The sequence below is a fragment of the Acrocarpospora macrocephala genome, assembly GCF_009687865.1.
GTDB classification, from domain to species: domain Bacteria; phylum Actinomycetota; class Actinomycetes; order Streptosporangiales; family Streptosporangiaceae; genus Acrocarpospora; species Acrocarpospora macrocephala.
The window spans coordinates 36,549-53,490 of the sequence record NZ_BLAE01000070.1; the positions used below are offsets into that span (position 1 = coordinate 36,549).

The 16,942-nt window shown below is 68.2% G+C and carries 17 protein-coding genes; 6 read left to right on the top strand and 11 right to left on the bottom strand.

Annotated features, from left to right (window positions below; translation table 11 throughout):
* Positions 1-56: 56 nt before the first annotated feature.
* From Amac_RS43390 to Amac_RS43400, 3 genes are all read right to left on the bottom strand, one after another.
* A complete protein-coding gene (locus Amac_RS43390) occupies positions 57-278 on the bottom strand; it encodes an FmdB family zinc ribbon protein (RefSeq protein ID WP_155351877.1) in 222 nt (73 codons plus the stop codon).
* A 415-nt stretch (positions 279-693) separates the two neighbouring features.
* Positions 694-1,533, bottom strand: a complete 840-nt coding sequence (locus Amac_RS43395) for a GNAT family N-acetyltransferase (RefSeq protein WP_155360285.1) — start codon at positions 1,531-1,533, stop codon at positions 694-696.
* Between the two features lie 30 nt (positions 1,534-1,563).
* Entirely contained in the window at positions 1,564-2,073 is a 510-nt protein-coding gene (locus Amac_RS43400) for an HNH endonuclease (RefSeq protein WP_155349935.1), read from the bottom strand.
* A 323-nt stretch (positions 2,074-2,396) separates the two neighbouring features.
* Between Amac_RS43400 and Amac_RS43405 the strand changes: the two genes are divergently transcribed.
* A complete protein-coding gene (locus Amac_RS43405; protein ID WP_155360286.1) occupies positions 2,397-4,466 on the top strand; it encodes a prolyl oligopeptidase family serine peptidase in 2,070 nt (689 codons plus the stop codon).
* Positions 4,467-4,551: 85 nt separating this feature from the next.
* Here Amac_RS43405 and purU read toward each other — a convergent pair whose 3' ends face one another.
* Complete coding sequence (gene purU, locus Amac_RS43410) at positions 4,552-5,400, bottom strand: formyltetrahydrofolate deformylase (RefSeq protein WP_155360287.1); 849 nt, start codon at positions 5,398-5,400, stop codon at positions 4,552-4,554.
* 115 nt (positions 5,401-5,515) lie between these two features.
* Here purU and Amac_RS43415 point away from each other — a divergent pair, with 115 nt between their 5' ends.
* Entirely contained in the window at positions 5,516-5,953 is a 438-nt protein-coding gene (locus Amac_RS43415; RefSeq protein ID WP_246269074.1) for an NUDIX hydrolase, read from the top strand.
* A gap of 34 nt (positions 5,954-5,987) precedes the next feature.
* Here Amac_RS43415 and Amac_RS43420 read toward each other — a convergent pair whose 3' ends face one another.
* Positions 5,988-7,211, bottom strand: coding sequence for an RNA-guided endonuclease InsQ/TnpB family protein (locus Amac_RS43420; protein WP_155360289.1), 1,224 nt, complete (start codon positions 7,209-7,211; stop codon positions 5,988-5,990).
* A 29-nt stretch (positions 7,212-7,240) separates the two neighbouring features.
* Between Amac_RS43420 and Amac_RS43425 the strand changes: the two genes are divergently transcribed.
* Positions 7,241-7,399 carry an Arc family DNA-binding protein gene (locus Amac_RS43425; RefSeq protein WP_155360290.1) on the top strand — a complete coding sequence of 53 codons (159 nt, stop codon included), beginning with the start codon at positions 7,241-7,243 and terminating at the stop codon, positions 7,397-7,399.
* Between the two features lie 120 nt (positions 7,400-7,519).
* Here Amac_RS43425 and Amac_RS43430 read toward each other — a convergent pair whose 3' ends face one another.
* Together Amac_RS43430 and Amac_RS43435 are read right to left on the bottom strand one after the other, a co-directional pair.
* A complete protein-coding gene (locus tag Amac_RS43430; RefSeq protein WP_155349931.1) occupies positions 7,520-8,023 on the bottom strand; it encodes a GNAT family N-acetyltransferase in 504 nt (167 codons plus the stop codon).
* A complete protein-coding gene (locus tag Amac_RS43435) occupies positions 8,020-9,591 on the bottom strand; it encodes a tetratricopeptide repeat protein (protein ID WP_155360291.1) in 1,572 nt (523 codons plus the stop codon). Before Amac_RS43435 ends, Amac_RS43430 begins: the two co-directional genes overlap by 4 nt.
* 325 nt (positions 9,592-9,916) lie before the next feature.
* On the opposite strand from Amac_RS43435, the gene Amac_RS43440 reads away from it, so the two are divergent.
* The 3 genes from Amac_RS43440 (at position 9,917) to Amac_RS43450 (ending at position 12,287) form a co-directional block, all read left to right on the top strand.
* Positions 9,917-10,177: a hypothetical protein gene (locus Amac_RS43440; protein WP_155360292.1), complete on the top strand. Its 261-nt coding sequence runs from the start codon at positions 9,917-9,919 to the stop codon at positions 10,175-10,177.
* Between the two features lie 552 nt (positions 10,178-10,729).
* The gene (locus tag Amac_RS43445; protein ID WP_155360304.1) at positions 10,730-11,755 is read left to right on the top strand and encodes a mechanosensitive ion channel family protein; all 1,026 of its coding nucleotides are present in this window, start codon (positions 10,730-10,732) and stop codon (positions 11,753-11,755) included.
* A gap of 154 nt (positions 11,756-11,909) precedes the next feature.
* Positions 11,910-12,287, top strand: a complete 378-nt coding sequence (locus Amac_RS43450) for a globin (protein ID WP_155360293.1) — start codon at positions 11,910-11,912, stop codon at positions 12,285-12,287.
* A gap of 115 nt (positions 12,288-12,402) precedes the next feature.
* Here Amac_RS43450 and Amac_RS43455 read toward each other — a convergent pair whose 3' ends face one another.
* The 4 genes from Amac_RS43455 to Amac_RS43470 form a co-directional block, all read right to left on the bottom strand.
* The gene (locus Amac_RS43455; RefSeq protein WP_218041645.1) at positions 12,403-12,792 is read right to left on the bottom strand and encodes an acyl-CoA thioesterase; all 390 of its coding nucleotides are present in this window, start codon (positions 12,790-12,792) and stop codon (positions 12,403-12,405) included.
* 10 nt (positions 12,793-12,802) lie between these two features.
* Positions 12,803-14,467: an energy-dependent translational throttle protein EttA gene (gene ettA / locus Amac_RS43460; RefSeq protein WP_155360294.1), complete on the bottom strand. Its 1,665-nt coding sequence runs from the start codon at positions 14,465-14,467 to the stop codon at positions 12,803-12,805.
* Between the two features lie 10 nt (positions 14,468-14,477).
* Positions 14,478-15,770 (bottom strand): GGDEF domain-containing protein, encoded by a 1,293-nt coding sequence (locus tag Amac_RS43465; protein WP_155360295.1) that lies wholly within the window; start codon positions 15,768-15,770, stop codon positions 14,478-14,480.
* Between the two features lie 339 nt (positions 15,771-16,109).
* On the bottom strand, positions 16,110-16,931 hold the full coding sequence (locus Amac_RS43470; protein ID WP_155360296.1) for a single-stranded DNA-binding protein: 822 nt from the start codon (positions 16,929-16,931) through the stop codon (positions 16,110-16,112).
* Between the last annotated feature and the right edge of the window lie 11 nt (positions 16,932-16,942).

A 16,942-nucleotide genomic window follows, 5' to 3' on the forward strand; every position in this document is an offset into this window, starting at 1 on the left:
TTAGCTTGCCAGGCGCTCTGGACGGGCGGGCTTAGCCGCACCCGGTAGCTAGGCGATCAGCCGCAGCAACCGCCGCCACAACATCCCCCGCCGCCGCCACCGGAAGCGCGTGGCGCGGCTCCAGCCGACGCGGCCCCCGTCACCGCCACGGTGGACAGCAGCTTCACCGTGTCGTCGTGCCCATCCGGACAGGTCGCAGGCGCGTTCGCCTCGGCCATCGGACGGTTCAACTCAAACGTGGAACCACAGGACCGACACCGAAAGTCATAGCGAGGCATAAGCGCATCATAATCCGTGCCGTGACCACCTTGGCGGCGCGTGCGCCCAGAAGCCACCGACCGCGAACGGCCACGACCCTGGTGAATATCAGTCGCCTTCTGACCGCCTATTGATCGCCGCGGACCCCACCTTCAAGCCGGAGCTCCGGTCCACTCGCAGGAACCCAACCCAGGGCGCAGGACATCCCAAGGCCGGAGGCCGGTGGGGCCGGAGGCCGGTGGGGCCGGAGGCCGGTGGGCCGGAGGCCGTGGGGCCGAAGGCCGGTGGGCCGGAGGCCGGTGGGCCGGAGGCCGGTGGGCCGGAGGCCGATGGGGCCGGAGGCCGATGGAGCCGAAGGCCGATGGAGCCGAAGGCCGATGGAGCCGAGTGCGAACGACCCAAAGGGCGGGTGGGTGGGGGAAAAACCGCAACACTTCAGGAGAAGGTGATGGTTGCGTAGTCGGATACCGGGACGTACCCGATGGATTGGTAGATCGAATTGGAGACGGGGTTGGAGAGGTCGGTGAACAGGAGGACCTCGGTGGCGCCGTCGTCGATGGCTTTGCGGGTGGCGGCGTAGGTGACGGCTGAGCCGTACCCGTGGCGCCGGAATTCCGGAGGCGTGAAGACGGGGCCGATGCGGGACATGCCGGAGATCGGCGTCGATACACCCGCCAGTGAGACCGGGCGACCCGCGAGTTCCCACCAGACGAGCTCGTTGCGATTCAGGCGCGCCGAGACGACCGGCCCGGGGTCGGCGGAGACGTCGACGTGGGCCTCGGTCTGGAAGGCGCGGAACCAGTGGACGGCGGTCGGGAGGTCGTCGAGGGTGGCCACCCGCGCCCGGCCTGGGCCGTACAGGGCGGAACGACCGTCAGGGCCGCCGGGCGCGACCAGCATGGCGAGCCGGTAGAGGCGCTCCGAGCGGCGTTCCTTCTCCGGCTGCCACCAGGCGGAGGCGAAAGTGGACACGGTCTCCACCGGCCCGGTCACCCCGGGCAGCTCACGACCACGATTGACCAGCTGCCCCACCAGAGCGGGCAACTCGGCGAACGGGGACGACCCCAGCAGCAGCGGATACGGCGGCGTATGACATAACGCCCCCCGCACCTCCCCATGCTCGACAAACCAGCCCATCAAGGGATCCGAGTACTGACCGCTCCGGATCCAGCGCAACACGGTCAGCAGGACCGTGTTGCGCACGGGGTCCCGGAGCAGCCAGGGCTCGGCTGCTTCGGCGTAGGCCGACACGTCTGAGGTGAGCGTCCACGTCATGATTCGATTGTGCCCGTCCGATCAGCGAGTTCAGGCCGCCGACTCCGTGAGATAAGGAGCCCACTGCGGATCACCGTCGAATTGTGCACCAATCAGCCGCCAGTGCGCACCGCGTGGCACGGCTGGACTGACGCGGAGCGACCACCCGATCTCTTCCAGCAGCTTGTCCGCCTTGCGGTGATTGCAAGGCATACATGAGGCGACGCAGTTCTCCCACGTGTGCGGGCCACCCTTGGATCGGGGGATCACGTGGTCGATGGTCTCGGCCCGCTGCCCGCAGTACGCGCAGCGGAAGTCGTCCCGGCGCATCAGCGCCGCCCGCGTGAGCGGGATCCTGGACCGGTACGGAATACGGATGTAGCGGCGCAGCCGGATCACGGACGGCACGTCCAGGGTCCGGGTGGCCGATCGGAGAACCGTGCCCCGGCCGTCCCGGTGGACGACGTCGGCCTTCTCCCTCAGCACCAGGATGATGGCCCGGTGCAGGGAGAGCGTGGTGAGCGGTTCGTAGGTGGCGTTGAGGAGCAGGACTTGGCGCATCAGCCGGCCTCCACGGCAGTCTCGGCAGACCTGGCGGCCGACCGGAGAGCGGCGAGTCGCAGAGCGACAACTGTGCGCCTACGTTGCGGCCCCACCTGTTGGGACTCGGGTGTTTCCTTCACGAAGACCTCCGCCGGACGGTCCAGCGGATGGTCACCACGGCACCGTCCTCAACCAAAGTGTGGCCTTTGCGATGACCTGTCCGCCACCCCATAACCTGGGCAACTGATACGCCTGGTGCTCTTTATGCCCCGGCGATCATCTTTTTACTCCCCGGTATTGGGGGTACGAGTCTGTCGGTGGCCTGCCCTAAAGTGCGTGACATGACGCGACCGCCTTACCCACCGGCTCGCCGGGCCGAGATCGTCGACGACCTGCACGGCACCTCCGTGCCCGATCCGTACCGATGGCTGGAGGATCCGGACGCGCCCGAGGTGAAGGAGTGGCTGGAGGCCCAGAGCGAGCTGCTCGGGCAGGCCGGGCTGGCCGGCCGGGAGCGCTTCCGCGGGCGGGTCGAGGAACTGCTGAAATCGGGGTCCATCGGGGCCCCGACCTGGCGCGGCGACAAACACTTTTTCATGCGCCGCACCCCCGAGCAGGAGCACGCGGTGCTCTACGTGGTGGACGAGCGGGGCGAGCGCGCCCTGATCGACCCGATGGCGCTGGATCCGTCCGGGCTGACCACGCTCGACTCCTGGCAGCCCGACAAGGAAGGGCGGCTGCTGGCGTACCAGATCTCGGTCGGCGGCGACGAGGAGTCCCAGCTGCACGTGCTGGACATCGAGAGCGGCGCGGTGGTCGAGGGCCCGATCGACCGGTGCCGGTATTCTCCGGTGGCCTGGCTGCCCGGTGGGGAGTCCTACTACTACGTGCGCCGGCTGGCCCCCGATCAGGTGCCGGAGGGCGAGGATCAGTATCACCGGCGCGTCTACCTGCATGTTCTCGGCACGCCCGCCGACGACGATGTGATGATCTTCGGCGAAGGGCTGGAGAAGACCAACTACTACGGGGTCTCGGTCTCCCGCGACGGCCGCTGGCTGACGATCTCCGCCTCCCGGGGCACCGCGCCGCGCAACGATCTCTGGATCGCCGACCTGGAGTCCTCCCCGCGCGAGTCCCCCACGCTGATCACCGTCCAGGAGGACGTGGACGCGCAGACCGGCCTGCACCTCGGCCGGGACGGCAGGCTCTACGTGTTCACCGACCGGGACGCGCCACGCGGCCGGGTGTGCGTGGCCTCGCCGGAGGCTCCCGGCCACGAGAACTGGCGGGACCTGATCCCGCAGGACGCCGAGGCCGTGCTGAGCGACTTCGCGATCCTCGACGAGCTGGACGATCCGATCATGCTGGTGGGCTGGACCCGCCACGCGATCGCGGAGATCTCGGTGCACCGCCTGTCTGACGGCGTCAGGACCGGCGCGGTGCCCACCCCCGGCCTCGGCACCATCGGCGGCATCTCGGAGCGCCCTGAGGGCGGCCACGAGGCCTGGTTCGGCTACACCGACAACACCACCCCGCCCACGATCCAGCGCTACGACGCCAGAACCGGCGAGACGACCCTCTGGGCCTCCTCCCCCGGCACGGTGGAGGTCCCCCCGGTCAAAACCGAGCACGTCGTCTACTCCTCGGCCGACGGCACCGAGGTGCACATGCTGGTCATCTCCCCCGTCGACGGCTCAGGCCCCCGCCCCACCGTGCTGTACGGCTATGGCGGCTTCGGCATCTCGATGGCGCCCGGCTATTCGGCCTCCATCCTGACCTGGGTCGAGGCCGGCGGGGTCTACGCGATCGCGCAGCTGCGCGGCGGCGGCGAGCAGGGCGAGGAGTGGCACCGGGCCGGGATGCTCGGCGCCAAGCAGAACGTCTTCGACGACCTGCACGCGGCGGCCGAGCACCTGATCGCCACCGGCGTGACCACCTCGGCGCAACTGGCCATCTCCGGCGGCTCCAACGGCGGCCTGCTGGTCGGCGCGGCCCTCACCCAGCGCCCGGAGCTCTACGCGGCGGTCGTCTGCTCCGCCCCGCTGCTGGACATGATCCGCTACGAGCAGTTCGGCCTCGGCGCCACCTGGAACGTGGAGTACGGCTCGGCAGAGGTGGCCGAGGAGTTCGCCTGGCTGTGGTCCTACTCGCCGTATCACCACGTCCGGGAGGGGGTGGCCTATCCGGCGACGCTGTTCACCGTGTTCGCCTCCGACACCCGGGTGCATCCGCTGCACGCCTGGAAGATGGCGGCCGCCCTGCAGTTCGCGACGTCCTCCGACCGCCCGATCCTGCTCCGCAACGAGACCGAGGCCGGGCACGGGGCTCGCTCGGTCAGCAAGACGGTCGCGCTGGCCGCCGACCAGCTGGCCTTCCTCGCCACCCACACCGGGCTGGCGCACGAGTCGTAACCCCTGCTCGGGCCCGGATCCGTTCGAGGCGGGAAATTTCCGCCTCGAACTTCTGTGCCCGGCGGGTCAGGGGCGTACGGGCGCTCTAACGCGGGAAGATGACGGTCTTGTGGCCGTCCAGGAGGATTCGGTGTTCGGCGTGCCAGCGGACGGCGCGAGCCAGGGCCTGGCATTCGAGGTCCTTGCCGATGGCGACCAGGTCGGTGGCGGAGTGGGTGTGGTTCACCCGGGCCACCTCCTGTTCGATGATCGGGCCCTCGTCCAGGTCGGCGGTCACGTAGTGGGCGGTGGCGCCGATGAGCTTGACGCCACGGGCGTGCGCCTGGTGGTAGGGCTTAGCGCCCTTGAACGACGGCAGGAACGAGTGGTGAATATTGATCACCCGGCCGGAGAGCTTGGCGCACAGGTCTTCGGACAGGACCTGCATGTAACGCGCCAGCACCACCAGATCGGCCCGGTAGTGGTCGACCAGGGTGAGCACCTCGGCCTCCTGCCTGCTCTTCGTCTCCGGCGTGACGGGCAGGTGGTGGTAGTCGATCCCGTACGACTGGGTGAGCGGTCGCAGGTCGGGGTGGTTGGACGCGACCGCGACGATCTCGATGTCGAGCAGCCGGGAGCGCACCCGGTAGAGCAGGTCGTTCAGGCAGTGATCGAACTTGCTGACCAGCACCAGGACCCGCGGCTTCACCGCCCGGTCGAAAAGTTGAAGATCCATCCGGAACTCGGTGGCGAGAGCGGCGAAGGCGACCCGCAGCTCGTCCACCGGCACATCACCGGTGAACTGCACACGCATGAAGAACCGATCGGCCTCGGGATCGCCGAACTGCTGGCTCTCGGTGATGTTGCACCCGCGCCCGGCAAGTAACCCGGAGACGGCCGCGACCACCCCTGGCCGGTCCGGGCAGGACAGGGTCAGCACATATTCGGCGTTCATCGGGATCCCTTGGCGCGCGTGTCCTTCGGCTGAGCATGATATCGCTCTCCCCGGACATCACTGTCCCGGATGTTCCGGAGATAGGTCGTCCGCTCCGATGGCAGGATGGGCGATCGTGGCTGACTCACGACCCGCGGCCCGGGTTCTCTGCGTGGACGGTCAGGGCCGTGTGCTCCTGCTCCGCTGGCACGATCACGTGAGCGATGTCGTCTTCTGGGAGCCCCCCGGCGGCGGGATCGAACCCGGCGAGACGCCCCTGGAAGCGGCTCGCCGCGAGCTCGCCGAGGAGACCGGGCTGCCTGGGGACAAGGTCCTTGACCAGTGGATACCGGTCGAACGCGACTACCACTGGTTAGGCGTGCACTACGTCAAGACCGAGCCGTTCTTCCTGGCGCGCTTCGACACCACTCCCGACGTGGCCTCCACCGAACTCACCCCGGAGGAGGACGGCACCTACCGCGGCCACGCCTGGCTCTCCCGGGCCGACCTGGCCGCGCTCCCCGAGCCGATCGAGCCCCCGAACCTGCTCACCATTCTCGATCACCTGTTTTGACTGCTCCCCTCCCTGAAGGGAAGGGATTCCTGGCTCAGGCCGCCTCCCGGACCGGCGGTCCGGGAGGTCTTACGCCCTCGACACCAGCCGGGTCCAGACCAGCCCGGACCAGCATCACACGAGCGGAGTTCTTGTCCCTGGGAGATACGACTCCGCACGCGGTGCAGGTGTAAACACGTTCCGAAAGAGGAAGTGCGTGCTTGGTTCTCGCTCCGCACGATGCGCAGTCCATGGTGGTGTGCGCGGGGTGCACGAGACGGACGTCCCGCCCGTGCTTGCGGCCCATCTCCACCAGGGCCTTCTTGGTGGCGCCGATGGCCGCGTCTGCCGCCTTGCGGGCCATGGTGGTCTTGGCGAGGAACTTCGGGCGGAAGTCCTCCACGGCGATCGTGTCGTGGTCGGTCACTACGCGCTTGGCCCACTTGCGGCCGGTGTCCTGCCGCTGCCGGGCGATCTTCTTGTACGCCTTCGCGCGCAGGTGCTTGGCCTCGCGGTAGCCCTTCGAGGCGGCCTGCCCCTTGGCGGGTTTGCGGCGGGCCATCATCCGGTCGTACCGCAACAGCTTCACCTTGGCCTTCCGGCCGTGCCGTGCGTGGGGGAGGTCGTGGGCTTCTGAGGTGGTGGTCGCGGTCTCCTTGACACCCCAGTCGATTCCGATCACCGCGCCCGTCGCCGGGAGCGGCTGGACTTCGGCGGGCACAACGAACGAGGCGTACCAGTGGCCGACGCTGTCCCGGTACACGCGCACGCTGGACGGCTCTGCGGGCAACTCGCGCGACCACACCACGGTCAAGACAATGCCGCCCGCCAGGTGCAGGCAGCCGTCCTTCAGCCGGAACCCGCGCTTGGTGTAATTCAGCGTCGGGTCGCTCTCGCGCTTCTTCTTCCACTTCGGCATCCCGGCCCGCTGTCGCTGCGGCAGGCGTTCCTTGATGTCCTTCTGCGCCTTCGCGCGGGACTTGCCGAAGTCCCGGATGATCTGCTGCTGCGGGACACTGGCGCCCTCCCGCAGCCACGGCGTCTTCGCGCGGGCCTCAGTCAGCATCATGTCGAGTTGGGCCGGGCCGCAGGTTTGCTTGTCCTCGGGGTGCGTCTTGTTGTGCGCGTGCACGGCCTTGGACTTGGCCACGCACTCGTTCCACACCCACCGACACCAGTCCCACTCCGGAAGCAACCGCGTGCGGGCGGTCGAGGACACACGGGGCCGATAAGTATACCGGGCATGTTCGGTACCCTCAATCGCCCCTGGTGTCTTCATGACACCACTCTACCACTATGATCCGAGGTATGGATCATGAAGTGCGCATCACGCTCAGACTGCCCGCTGGCCTTCATGCGTGGCTGGTCGCTCAGGCCAAGTCCGCCCGCAGGTCCCTCAACTCCGAGATCGTGTACCGCCTGGAGGGCGAGCGCGCCACCGTCGAGGCAGACGGCGAATCGCCCTGACGGCGATCCGCCTTTTCCTACCCTGCTCCCCAGGAGTCCGGCTCCTCCCCGGCCTAAGGGCCGGAGCGTCCTCGGAGGAACCCGGCGAACCGGCCGGAAACTTTCACTCGCCAGCCGTACTTACCTGATGAATTGACCAGAATTCACAGGAATTAGTGATTTTTCGCCATAAAGAACGACGGCGTCGCCGCGGACTTCGCGGCTGAGTTCGCGCCAGCCGTACTTGCGGTAAAGCTCGATCGCCGCCCCCTGCTGCAGGGTGGTGTCCCCGCGCAGGAGGCTGTAGCCCAGCTCACACGCCCGCTGTTCGAGCAATTCCAGGATCTGCGCGCCATAACCACGCCGCTGATACTCCGGATGCACCCGCAAACGGCACATTTCCGCCGTGTCCTCATCCAAACGGCGCAATCCGCCCATAGCGACGATCCGGCCGCCGGGCACCTCACCGACGAGGAATTCGCCCCGATCGGCCAGATACACCTCGCTGATCCGGGGGAAATCGTCCTCGTAGTAGACGCCGTCGCCGGGCGCGAGCCCGACTTGGGCAAGGCTGATCTGGTGCAGTGCCCAAACCTGGTCCAGATCGGACCACCGGTAGCGCCGCACCCGTAACGGGAAGCTCATAGACCCCCCACCAGATCGCCGAGATCCAGCTGGGCCCGGTCCAGGGCGACTTCCCTGAGCCGGTCCAGGCCCTTGATCTCGCCATACTTACCGGTGACGCCGCCGATCAGCTCGTTCACCCTGGCTATCACCAGTTCGGTGCGGTGGATCTTCTCGATCATCTCCAGCGCCCTGGTGGCCAGCTGCACGGCCTCCTCGGGCTCACCCTCGATGAGGCGGCACTGGGCCAGGTCGAGCCGGATGAGCGTCTGGTCCAGCGGCTCGCCCTCGTACTGCCCGAGGGCCTGCTCCAGCACGACGTCGGCCTCGAGCGTCTCGCCGAGCCGCACCAGCACGTCGCCCTGGTAGAAGTAGAGCTGGCGTTCGGTGTAGCCGAACGCGGTGTCCTCCTGCTCGGACGGGACCATCTGGGAGAACGCGGTGCGGGCCCGGGACAGCGCCCGCTTGGCCTGGTCGACCACGTCCTTCTTCTGGCCGTTGCTGCCGGCCAGCATGGCCAGCGCCCTGGCCTCCACGACCGGGGCCATGGTCTTGGCCGCACAGGGCGTCTGGCCGGCCATGTCCCGGCTCTTCTTGGCCAGCGTGAGGGCCTCGCGCGGGTCGCCGTAGTAGAGCGGGACGAGCGCCTCGCGAGCCACCACCCAGGCGCGCAGCGCGCGGTCGCCCGTCTCGTCGGCGGCGGTCCGCCCGGTGCGGAAGAAGGACCGCGCCAGCCGGTGGTCGCCGAGATCGATCATGATCATGCCGCACAGCCCGGAGAGCTGCGCCGCCATCCGGCAGAGCCGCTCCTGAAGATCGACCGGCTGGCGCCGTTCCATCGCCTTGCGCACCGCCGCGAATTCCAGCAGCACGTCACAGAGCAGCCGGAGCGGCGGGGTGTTCATATATTGGCGACCGAAGCCGACCGTGGATTCCTCCCACTGATCGAGCATCGCCGGAGAGACGGTCGCCGACACCATGGTGTCGTCCATCCGCCGCCTGATGTTCTCAACCGCACCCAGGACCTGACCGTCCAGGCTCACCGAGGTGCCGGCGAGGAGCTTCAACAGCGTCCTCCGTAGCACGTTCTCGTCCTCCTCGCCCCCGCCCGTTGAGGGGTCACCACCGTCCGAGAGGACCAGCAGCTCGCGCGAGACGGGGGATGTGTCGGATCTTCCGTCTTGCAGGTCGCCACCGCGGACTACGCCCGGCATACGGTGACCATGACCGCAGATGCAGGGACCGTCGTAGCCCAAGGCGACCGGTTCGACCCGGTAGACACAGCAGAGGTAGTGGAGGTACTCGGGCCCGGGGCGTTTGAGTCCGGATTCATACGCGGACAGCAACGTCTCCCCGATTCCCGGGATTGCCTTCCCGTCCCGCTCGAAGAGGGCGCGCACCTGCTCGATCACGTCGGCGAGCGCGATGCCGTTCGAAAGCCGGTGGGATTTGATCCGGGTGGTGCCGAACAGCGGCGAGCATGCCTCGAAGATCTCTTCGGCGACGCTCGCCAGACTCCGCCCAGCGGCCAGGCCTCGGGCCCGGACCCGCCTCGCGGTCTCCGTCTCCTTGTGTTGCCTGCCGGACATACCGGCCCCTCTCTCGTGGCCAGCCGTACGCGCCGCCCACATGTCCCGACCGGTCCTCATCTACTGACTCAGCGTAACGCTAAGGTTGCACTGCGCCCAACCAAATGATGGACCAGTTTTGTCCGGCCCGGTCCCACTGTCGAACGTGCTGATTAAGGATCGTCCACCCCCGGGCTGGTTCTTTCAACCCACTTGGTGTTAACCGCATCCAGAGCTGCCTTTGCGCTTCGTTGACCAGTGCGGCCTGGTAAGTCATGTTGGGCCAACCAGCACCGAAACGCAGAGCCGCAAATCACCGAAAGAAGCCCGAGAAGGAGGACGAACGGTGGGGGAGGACGATTTCGGGCATCTGGAGCGTCTTGCTTCAGAGCTCGGCACTCGGGGATTTCACGCGCGGGTGGTGCACAGCCAGACCGGCCGTGCCTTCGTCCGCGTGATCAACCCGAATGCGACCAGTCTCACCGAGAACGTCGTCTGCAAGGCGGCGGACTATTGGTGGTCCTGGGGGGAGCGAATGCACCGGGCGGACGATCCGGCCGGTGCCGCGACCAAGGTCGCGCGCGTGCTCGCCGCGGTAGGCGAATAACCGAATGATCGCACCGCCGCGACGAACCAGGTGAAGCGCAGTCACCTTGGCTCGTCGCGGCCACCGCGGCTCCACAGGGCCGGCGGGATGCCCGGTGCGGAACGCGCCCCTCGCGGGGAACGTTGTGGCATCCCGCCGGTCCCGAAACCGGCGGATCTGATTGGTACTGGTACGGAATTTTCTGGGCCCTCGGGCCCACGCAGTCTCGGGTACGGCTCCGGCGCGGAGCCGTACCCGGCTGGCTGCCATCCGGCACGGGCGACCGGGCTGGATGGCTGTTCGGGGGGTCCCCCTCTCGGAGAACGGCTTGGGATGTGCTTCCGGGTGCACGTTCCGGTCCTGCCAGCCGTCACAGGAATGTCTGCCCCTGCCCTCCGCGGCCCGGGGTCAGGCACTCACGTCTCCCCGGCGTAATGTGACGTTGGCCGGTTCGCTCGGCAATATGGTTTAGGTTGACCTGCGTCGACCTCACCTAGCGCCGAATGAACCGATCCGAGGGGGATCCACCTCGTGTTCCTGCTCTCCCCGAGCCCGAGCCCGACACCGAGCATCATGCCCAGCGTGACGCCAAGTTTGTCCCCCAGCCCCACGCCAACCCCCAGCCCGACCTCGCTCATCAACTTCCACGAGGCGGGCCAGACTCTCGTAGAGGCGTGCAACAAAGGCGAAGGCCTGCTCTGCACGATTCTGAATGCCATGCTCCCGCCGCGGGCCGCCTACCCTGAGTGGATCCCGCTGGTCGCCGGGGTCGCCGACGTGATCCTGATCATCCTGCTGATCCTGGTCGCGGCCATGGTGATCAGAAAGATCGCGCATCGGCTGATCACCCGGATCACCCTGCGGGCCGGCGAGGGCGTGCTGCCGGACCGGCTCCGCCGCGCCGCCACCCCGGAGGACGCCACCTCCGCCATCCTGAGCGAACGGCGCAGACAGCGCGGCGACACCCTCGGTTCCGTGCTGCGCAGCATCGCCTCGGTGGTCATCCTCGGCACCGCCTTCCTCACCATCGCCACCAAGATCGGCATCCCGATCGCGCCCCTGCTCACCAGCGTCGGCGTGCTCGGCGTGGCGGTCGGCTTCGGCGCGCAGGAGCTGGTCAAAGACTTCATCGCCGGCATGTTCATGCTGGTGGAGGACCAGTACGGGGTCGGCGACGTGATCGACACCGGAGTCGCCATCGGCACCGTCGAAGCGGTCACCCTGCGCATCACGCGGCTCCGGGACGCCGACGGCAAGGTCTGGTACGTCAGGAACGGCACCATCACCCGGGTCGGCAACGAGTCCCAGGGCTGGTCGCGGGCGGTGGTGGACATTCCGGTGGCGTACGACGCGGATGTGATCCGGGTGCAGGACCTGCTGAAGGAGATCGCCACCCAGCTGTGGGAGGACGAGAACTTCCACGACACGGTGATCGTCGAGGAGCCTCAGGTCTTCGGCATGGAGCAGATCTCCGACTCCGCCGTGATCTTCCGGGTCAGCGTGAAGACCGTGCCCGGCGAGCGCGCCAACGCCGCCCGCGAGCTCCGGCGCCGGATCAAGCGCGCCTTCGACGAGCAGGGCCTCGCCTTCGCCGCCTGATCCGGCGCACCCTGTTCCGGTGCGCCTGATTCAGTACGGCAGAAGAATCATCATCCGGCAGGAAGGTCCGCGGGATGAGAATCCTCCCCCGGGGGAAATCTTCACCCCCGGGCCCCGCGACTTTACTGGCGAGTAGCTGTCTTAGGCTGAAACCGTGACCAGCGAGGAGAGTTTCTACGACCTCATCGGCGGCGAGGAGGCCTTCAAGCGCCTCGTCCACCGGTTCTACCAGGGTGTGGCGGAGGATCCGCTGCTGCGTCCGCTCTATCCCGAAGCGGATCTCACCGGCGCCGAGGAGCGGCTGCGGCTGTTCCTGATCCAGTACTGGGGCGGCCCGGGTACGTACAGTCAGGAGCGGGGCCACCCCCGGCTGCGCATGCGGCACGCGCCGTTCGTGATCGGGGAGCCGGAGCGGGACGCATGGCTCAAGCACATGGGCGACGCGGTAGAAACCCTGGAACTCCCGGAAGAGCAGCACGAGAAGCTCTGGAAATACCTCGTCTACGCCGCACACAGCCTGGTGAACGCGTAGGGCGGCACCCGGCCCTGATGGCGGCACGCTGCCCCCGGACACGGCCACCTGGCTGCGCACCGGGTGAACTCCGGCCGACCTGGCTTCTCACTCGGTGAGTTCCGCACCCGGCTGATTACGCGGTGAACTTCTCGAGGTAGGCCCGCTCGTCCCCGGTGAGCCGGCGCGGCGTCCCCGCCGCCGCGTCATAGGCCACCATGACCGACATGGCCTCCACGAAGACCACGTCCTCGTCCCGAATCTCGTACGCCAGGGTGAACCGGACCGGGGTGATCGCGGTCACCCAGGTCTCCACCCGCACGGGTTCGGGACGGAACGTCAGCGCCCGCCGGTAGTCGATCTCGTGCCGCGCCACGACCAGGCCACGATGCGGCTGCCCGCCCGCCCGGATCGGATCCAGGTAGAGCATGGCCAGCCGCGCGTCCTCCAGGTAGTCGAAGAACCGGACGTTGTTGACGTGCCCCAGCTGATCGATGTCGGCGAACCGGATCTGCCGGGAGAACACATGCCGCACGCTACTCGCGCGTCAGCTTGCGGTAGGTGACCCGATGCGGGCGCGCCGCGTCCGCGCCGAGCCGGTCGATCTTGTTCTTCTCGTAGTCCGCGTAGTTACCCTCAAACCAGAACCAGTTCGAGCCCTCTTCCCAGGCCAGGATGTGGGTGGCGATGCGGTCCAGAAACCACCGGTCGTGCGAGGTGATGACCGCGCAGCCGGGGAAGTCCAGCAGCGCGTTCTCCAGCGAGGAGAGCGTCTCGGTGTCGAGGTCGTTGGTCGGCTCGTCCAGCAGCAGCACGTTGCCGCCCTGCTTGAGGGTGAGCGCCAGGTTGAGCCGGTTCCGCTCGCCGCCGGACAGCACACCCGCCTTCTTCTGCTGGTCGGGTCCCTTGAAACCGAACGCCGCGATATACGCCCGGGACGGCATCTCGACGTTGCCAACCTTGATGTAGTCGAGCCCGTCGGAGACCACCTCCCAGACGTTCTTGCTCGCCTCGATCGCGGCGCGGGTCTGGTCCGCGTAGGAGATCTTGACGGTCTCGCCGATGGTGATCGAGCCCTTGTCCGGCGTCTCGCTGCCCGTGATCATGCGGAACAGCGTGGTCTTGCCGACACCGTTCGGGCCGATCACGCCGACGATGCCGTTACGCGGCAGGTCGAAGCTGAGGTTGTCCATCAGCAGCCGGTCCTCGAAGCCCTTGGTGAGGTTCTCGGACCGGATGACCGTGGTGCCCAGGCGGGGACCCGGCGGGATCTGGATCTCGTCGAAGTCCAGCTTGCGGAACTTGTCGGCCTCGGCGGCCATCTCCTCATACCGCTGGAGGCGGGCCTTGCTCTTGGTCTGCCGCGCCTTGGCGTTGGAGCGCACCCACTGGAGCTCGTCCTCCAGGCGCTTCTTCCGCTTGGCGTCCTTCTGCCCCTCCACCTTCAACCGGGCCGCCTTGGCCTCCAGGTAGGTGGAGTAGTTCCCCTCATACGGGTAGCAGCGGCCGCGGTCGAGTTCCAGGATCCAGCCGGCCACGTTGTCGAGGAAATAACGGTCGTGGGTGACGGCGAGCACGGTCCCCGGATACTTCTCCAGGTGGGACTCCAGCCACTGGACACTTTCGGCGTCGAGGTGGTTGGTGGGCTCGTCGAGCAGGAGCAGGTCGGGCTGCTCCAGCAGCAGCTTGCACAGCGCGACCCGGCGGCGCTCGCCCCCGGACAGGGTGGTGACCGGGGAGTCGGCGGGCGGGCAGCGGAGCGCGTCCATCGCCTGCTCCAGCTGGCTTTCGAGCTCCCAGGCGTTGCGATGGTCGATCTCGTCCTGGAGCTTGCCCATCTCGTTGAGCAGCTCGTCGGTGTAGTCGGTGGCCATCTGCTCGACGATCTGGTTGTAGCGGTCGAGCAGCGCCTTGGTCTCGGCGACGCCCTCCTCCACATTGCCGAGCACGGTCTTGTTCTCGTTCAGCGGCGGCTCCTGCTGGAGCATGCCGACGGTGAAGCCGGGCATCAGCTGGGCTTCGCCGTTGGAGGTGTTCTCGATGCCCGCCATCATCTTGAGCAGGGTGGACTTGCCGGTGCCGTTGGGACCGAGCACGCCGATCTTCGCTCCGGGCAGAAAGGAGAGCGTGACGTCGTCAAGGATCACCTTGTCGCCGACCGCTTTGCGCACACGTCGCATCGTGTAGATGTACTCGGCCATGGGGTCAAGCTTAGTGGGCCGTGGCGGGCTTGCCGTCCGTCGGCGGATTCTGGGTGGCGGGCAGGCAGATGCGATCCCGGCCCAGTTCCTTGGCCCGGTAGAGGGCCAGGTCGGCGGCGGCGAGCAGTTCGATCAGGTCGTCCCCGTGCATGTTCATGATCGCGACTCCGGCCGAGATGGTCACGGTGATCATGGCGTCGTCGACGGGCACGGCCATCCGCCCGACCCGGGTCCTGAGCCGTTCGGCCACCCGGCGGGCCTCGGCCACGTCGGCGCGGGGCAGCAGGACCACGAACTCCTCGCCGCCGAACCGGCCGACCACGTCGTAGTCGCGCAGCTGGCTGCGCAGGGTGGCCGCGACCCCGATCAGGACCTGGTCGCCGACCAGGTGGCCGTAGGTGTCGTTGACCCGTTTGAAGTGGTCGATGTCGACGATGAGCAGGGCCAGCATCTCGCCGGTGCGGCGGGCCCTGACGATCTCGGTGTCCGCCTCGCGCTGCCAGGCGGCGGCGTTGAGCAGGCCGGTCTTCGGGTCGGTCCTGGCCGCGGCCTGCAGCTGGGCGTGGAGCAGGCTGCGCTGCAGCAGCATGACCGGAGGCAGCGCCAGCAGCAGCAGCGCCAGGTTGAGCCCGCACAGGATGGCCACCGAGACGCCCAGGCAGAGCTCGACCGCGTCCAGCAGCAGGCTCTCCCGATCCCACAGCACGTCCCGCCAGCGGCTGTCGGGGTCGGCGGTGTGCGCGGCGATGGCGATCAACGCCGTGTTGAGCACGGTGAACATGGCCGCGCAGGCGACCGCCGTGACGATCGGCCAGCCGGTGCCCAGGCCCAGCTCCCCCGGGTCGGCCACCCGGGCGTGGAAGGCCACCGAGGCGGTCCCGGCGGCCAGGCCGATCGCGGCCGCGCTGAACACCCGCCGGTAGGCGACCGTGGCCCGGACCCGCAGTTGCAGCAGGATCTGCAGCGGGATCGGCGCGACCAGCGCGTAGACCGGCGGGAGCAGCAGCGCGGCCGGCAGCCACCAGGCGGAGAGCAGGTCGCGGTGGACCCCGGCGGGCATGCCGAGCCGCCGGGTCGCCTCGATGCAGACCGCGCCGCAGGCCGTCAGGGCCAGGAACGTGGCCAGGTCGGCGACCGCGAGCCTGGTGGTCGCCGCGAAGTAGCCGATCGCCGCCAGATCCAGCGCCACGATCGCCACCAGATAGAGCACCAGCGGACGCCGTTGCGCCAGCAGGGGCCACCTGCCCCCGCGTGCCGGCGTGCCGCCCATCGGTTTGGCCGAGGTCTGACTGGGCGCTGCCATCCCATCCCCCAACGCGTCCATACGCTGACTCCAGCGTCTCACGATGTGTAACACAATAGTTGCGGAGTGTGCGACGCGCGACGGGAACCGCTACCTTGGGCAGCGTGGCCATTCGTTCTGATGGCCTGGGGGCGGTTCTGTGGTGATTCGCCGCAGCCGCCCGTTGGTGGGGAACCGCTCCTTCGCGGGCGGGCCGTGTGGGAAAGGAGCAGCCATGGTGCGGGGCGTTACCTGGACCTGATCTGGTGCTCTTGCAGCGACGCGGATCGTCGCCATCGGCCGATCTCCGGACCCTGATCGAGGGCACCGGCCGCGCACGGCCGATGCCCCCCTCCCCCGTCAAGCCGCCAGCGGCATCGCGTCACCGGGCCACGGAACCTCGTGCCCGTCGTCCACCGAACCCTCGACCAGACCAGCCAGACCCCCGGCCTGACCATCGGCCAGACCGCCACCCAGATCCCCAGCCTGACCATCGGCCAGACCACCACCCAGACCGCCGACCTGACCACCAGCCAAACCGCCGACCTGACCGTCGGCCAGACCACCAGCCGCATCACCGGCCAGACCACCGCCGAACCCACCGCCGAAACCGCCAGCCGCGCCGCCGGCCAGACCGCCGACCACACCGTCGGCCGCGCTCTCGTAGACGTCATCGGCCAGGTACGGCTCGGCGTCCGGCCTGCCCGCGCCGCCCTCCAGCAGGCGCAGCGGGTTCGAGGGAACCGTGGTGAGCTCCCACTCGCGGGTGGCGTCCTCCATGGCCCGGAGATCACGCGCGGCGGCGACTGGACCCGTGGAACCGCGCACCGGGCGCTCGAAGCTGGTGATCCCCCATTTGAGGTCGTGGCCGACCGAGACCGCCTCCACCTCGACCCAGAAACGCTGCTCCCCACCGCGCTCGAACTGCTTCACCCGCAGCTTGCCCGACACCACCACCGGATGCCCCCGCCGCACCGACTGGGCCACGTGGTCGGCCAGCGCACGGTAGCAGCGCACGGTGTAGAAGGTGGTCTCCCCGTCCTGCCAGGTCTGCGTCTGGCGATCCAGGAACCGGCGGTTGACCGCGACCCGCATCGAGGTCGCCCGGGACCCGTCACCAAAGTGGAACTGCTTCGGATCGTCGGTGACATTCCCCGACAGGGTGACGTAGATCTCGCTCATGAGTGCCTCCA

Excerpts from the sequence above, each read along its gene's own strand:
- Amac_RS43445 (WP_155360304.1), top strand. The coding sequence starts at position 10,730 with ATGCCCAGCGTGACGCCAAGTTTGTCCCCCAGCCCCACGCCAACCCCC.
- purU (WP_155360287.1), bottom strand. The coding sequence starts at position 5,400 with ATGAACGCCGAATATGTGCTGACCCTGTCCTGCCCGGACCGGCCAGGG.
- Amac_RS43420 (WP_155360289.1), bottom strand. The coding sequence starts at position 7,211 with ATGAAGACACCAGGGGCGATTGAGGGTACCGAACATGCCCGGTATACT.
- Amac_RS43425 (WP_155360290.1), top strand. The coding sequence starts at position 7,241 with ATGGATCATGAAGTGCGCATCACGCTCAGACTGCCCGCTGGCCTTCAT.
- ettA (WP_155360294.1), bottom strand. The coding sequence starts at position 14,467 with ATGGCCGAGTACATCTACACGATGCGACGTGTGCGCAAAGCGGTCGGC.
- Amac_RS43405 (WP_155360286.1), top strand. The coding sequence starts at position 2,397 with ATGACGCGACCGCCTTACCCACCGGCTCGCCGGGCCGAGATCGTCGAC.
- Amac_RS43390 (WP_155351877.1), bottom strand. The coding sequence starts at position 278 with ATGCCTCGCTATGACTTTCGGTGTCGGTCCTGTGGTTCCACGTTTGAG.
- Amac_RS43400 (WP_155349935.1), bottom strand. The coding sequence starts at position 2,073 with ATGCGCCAAGTCCTGCTCCTCAACGCCACCTACGAACCGCTCACCACG.
- Amac_RS43430 (WP_155349931.1), bottom strand. The coding sequence starts at position 8,023 with ATGAGCTTCCCGTTACGGGTGCGGCGCTACCGGTGGTCCGATCTGGAC.
- Amac_RS43435 (WP_155360291.1), bottom strand. The coding sequence starts at position 9,591 with ATGTCCGGCAGGCAACACAAGGAGACGGAGACCGCGAGGCGGGTCCGG.
- Amac_RS43470 (WP_155360296.1), bottom strand. The coding sequence starts at position 16,931 with ATGAGCGAGATCTACGTCACCCTGTCGGGGAATGTCACCGACGATCCG.
- Amac_RS43395 (WP_155360285.1), bottom strand. The coding sequence starts at position 1,533 with ATGACGTGGACGCTCACCTCAGACGTGTCGGCCTACGCCGAAGCAGCC.
- Amac_RS43465 (WP_155360295.1), bottom strand. The coding sequence starts at position 15,770 with ATGGCAGCGCCCAGTCAGACCTCGGCCAAACCGATGGGCGGCACGCCG.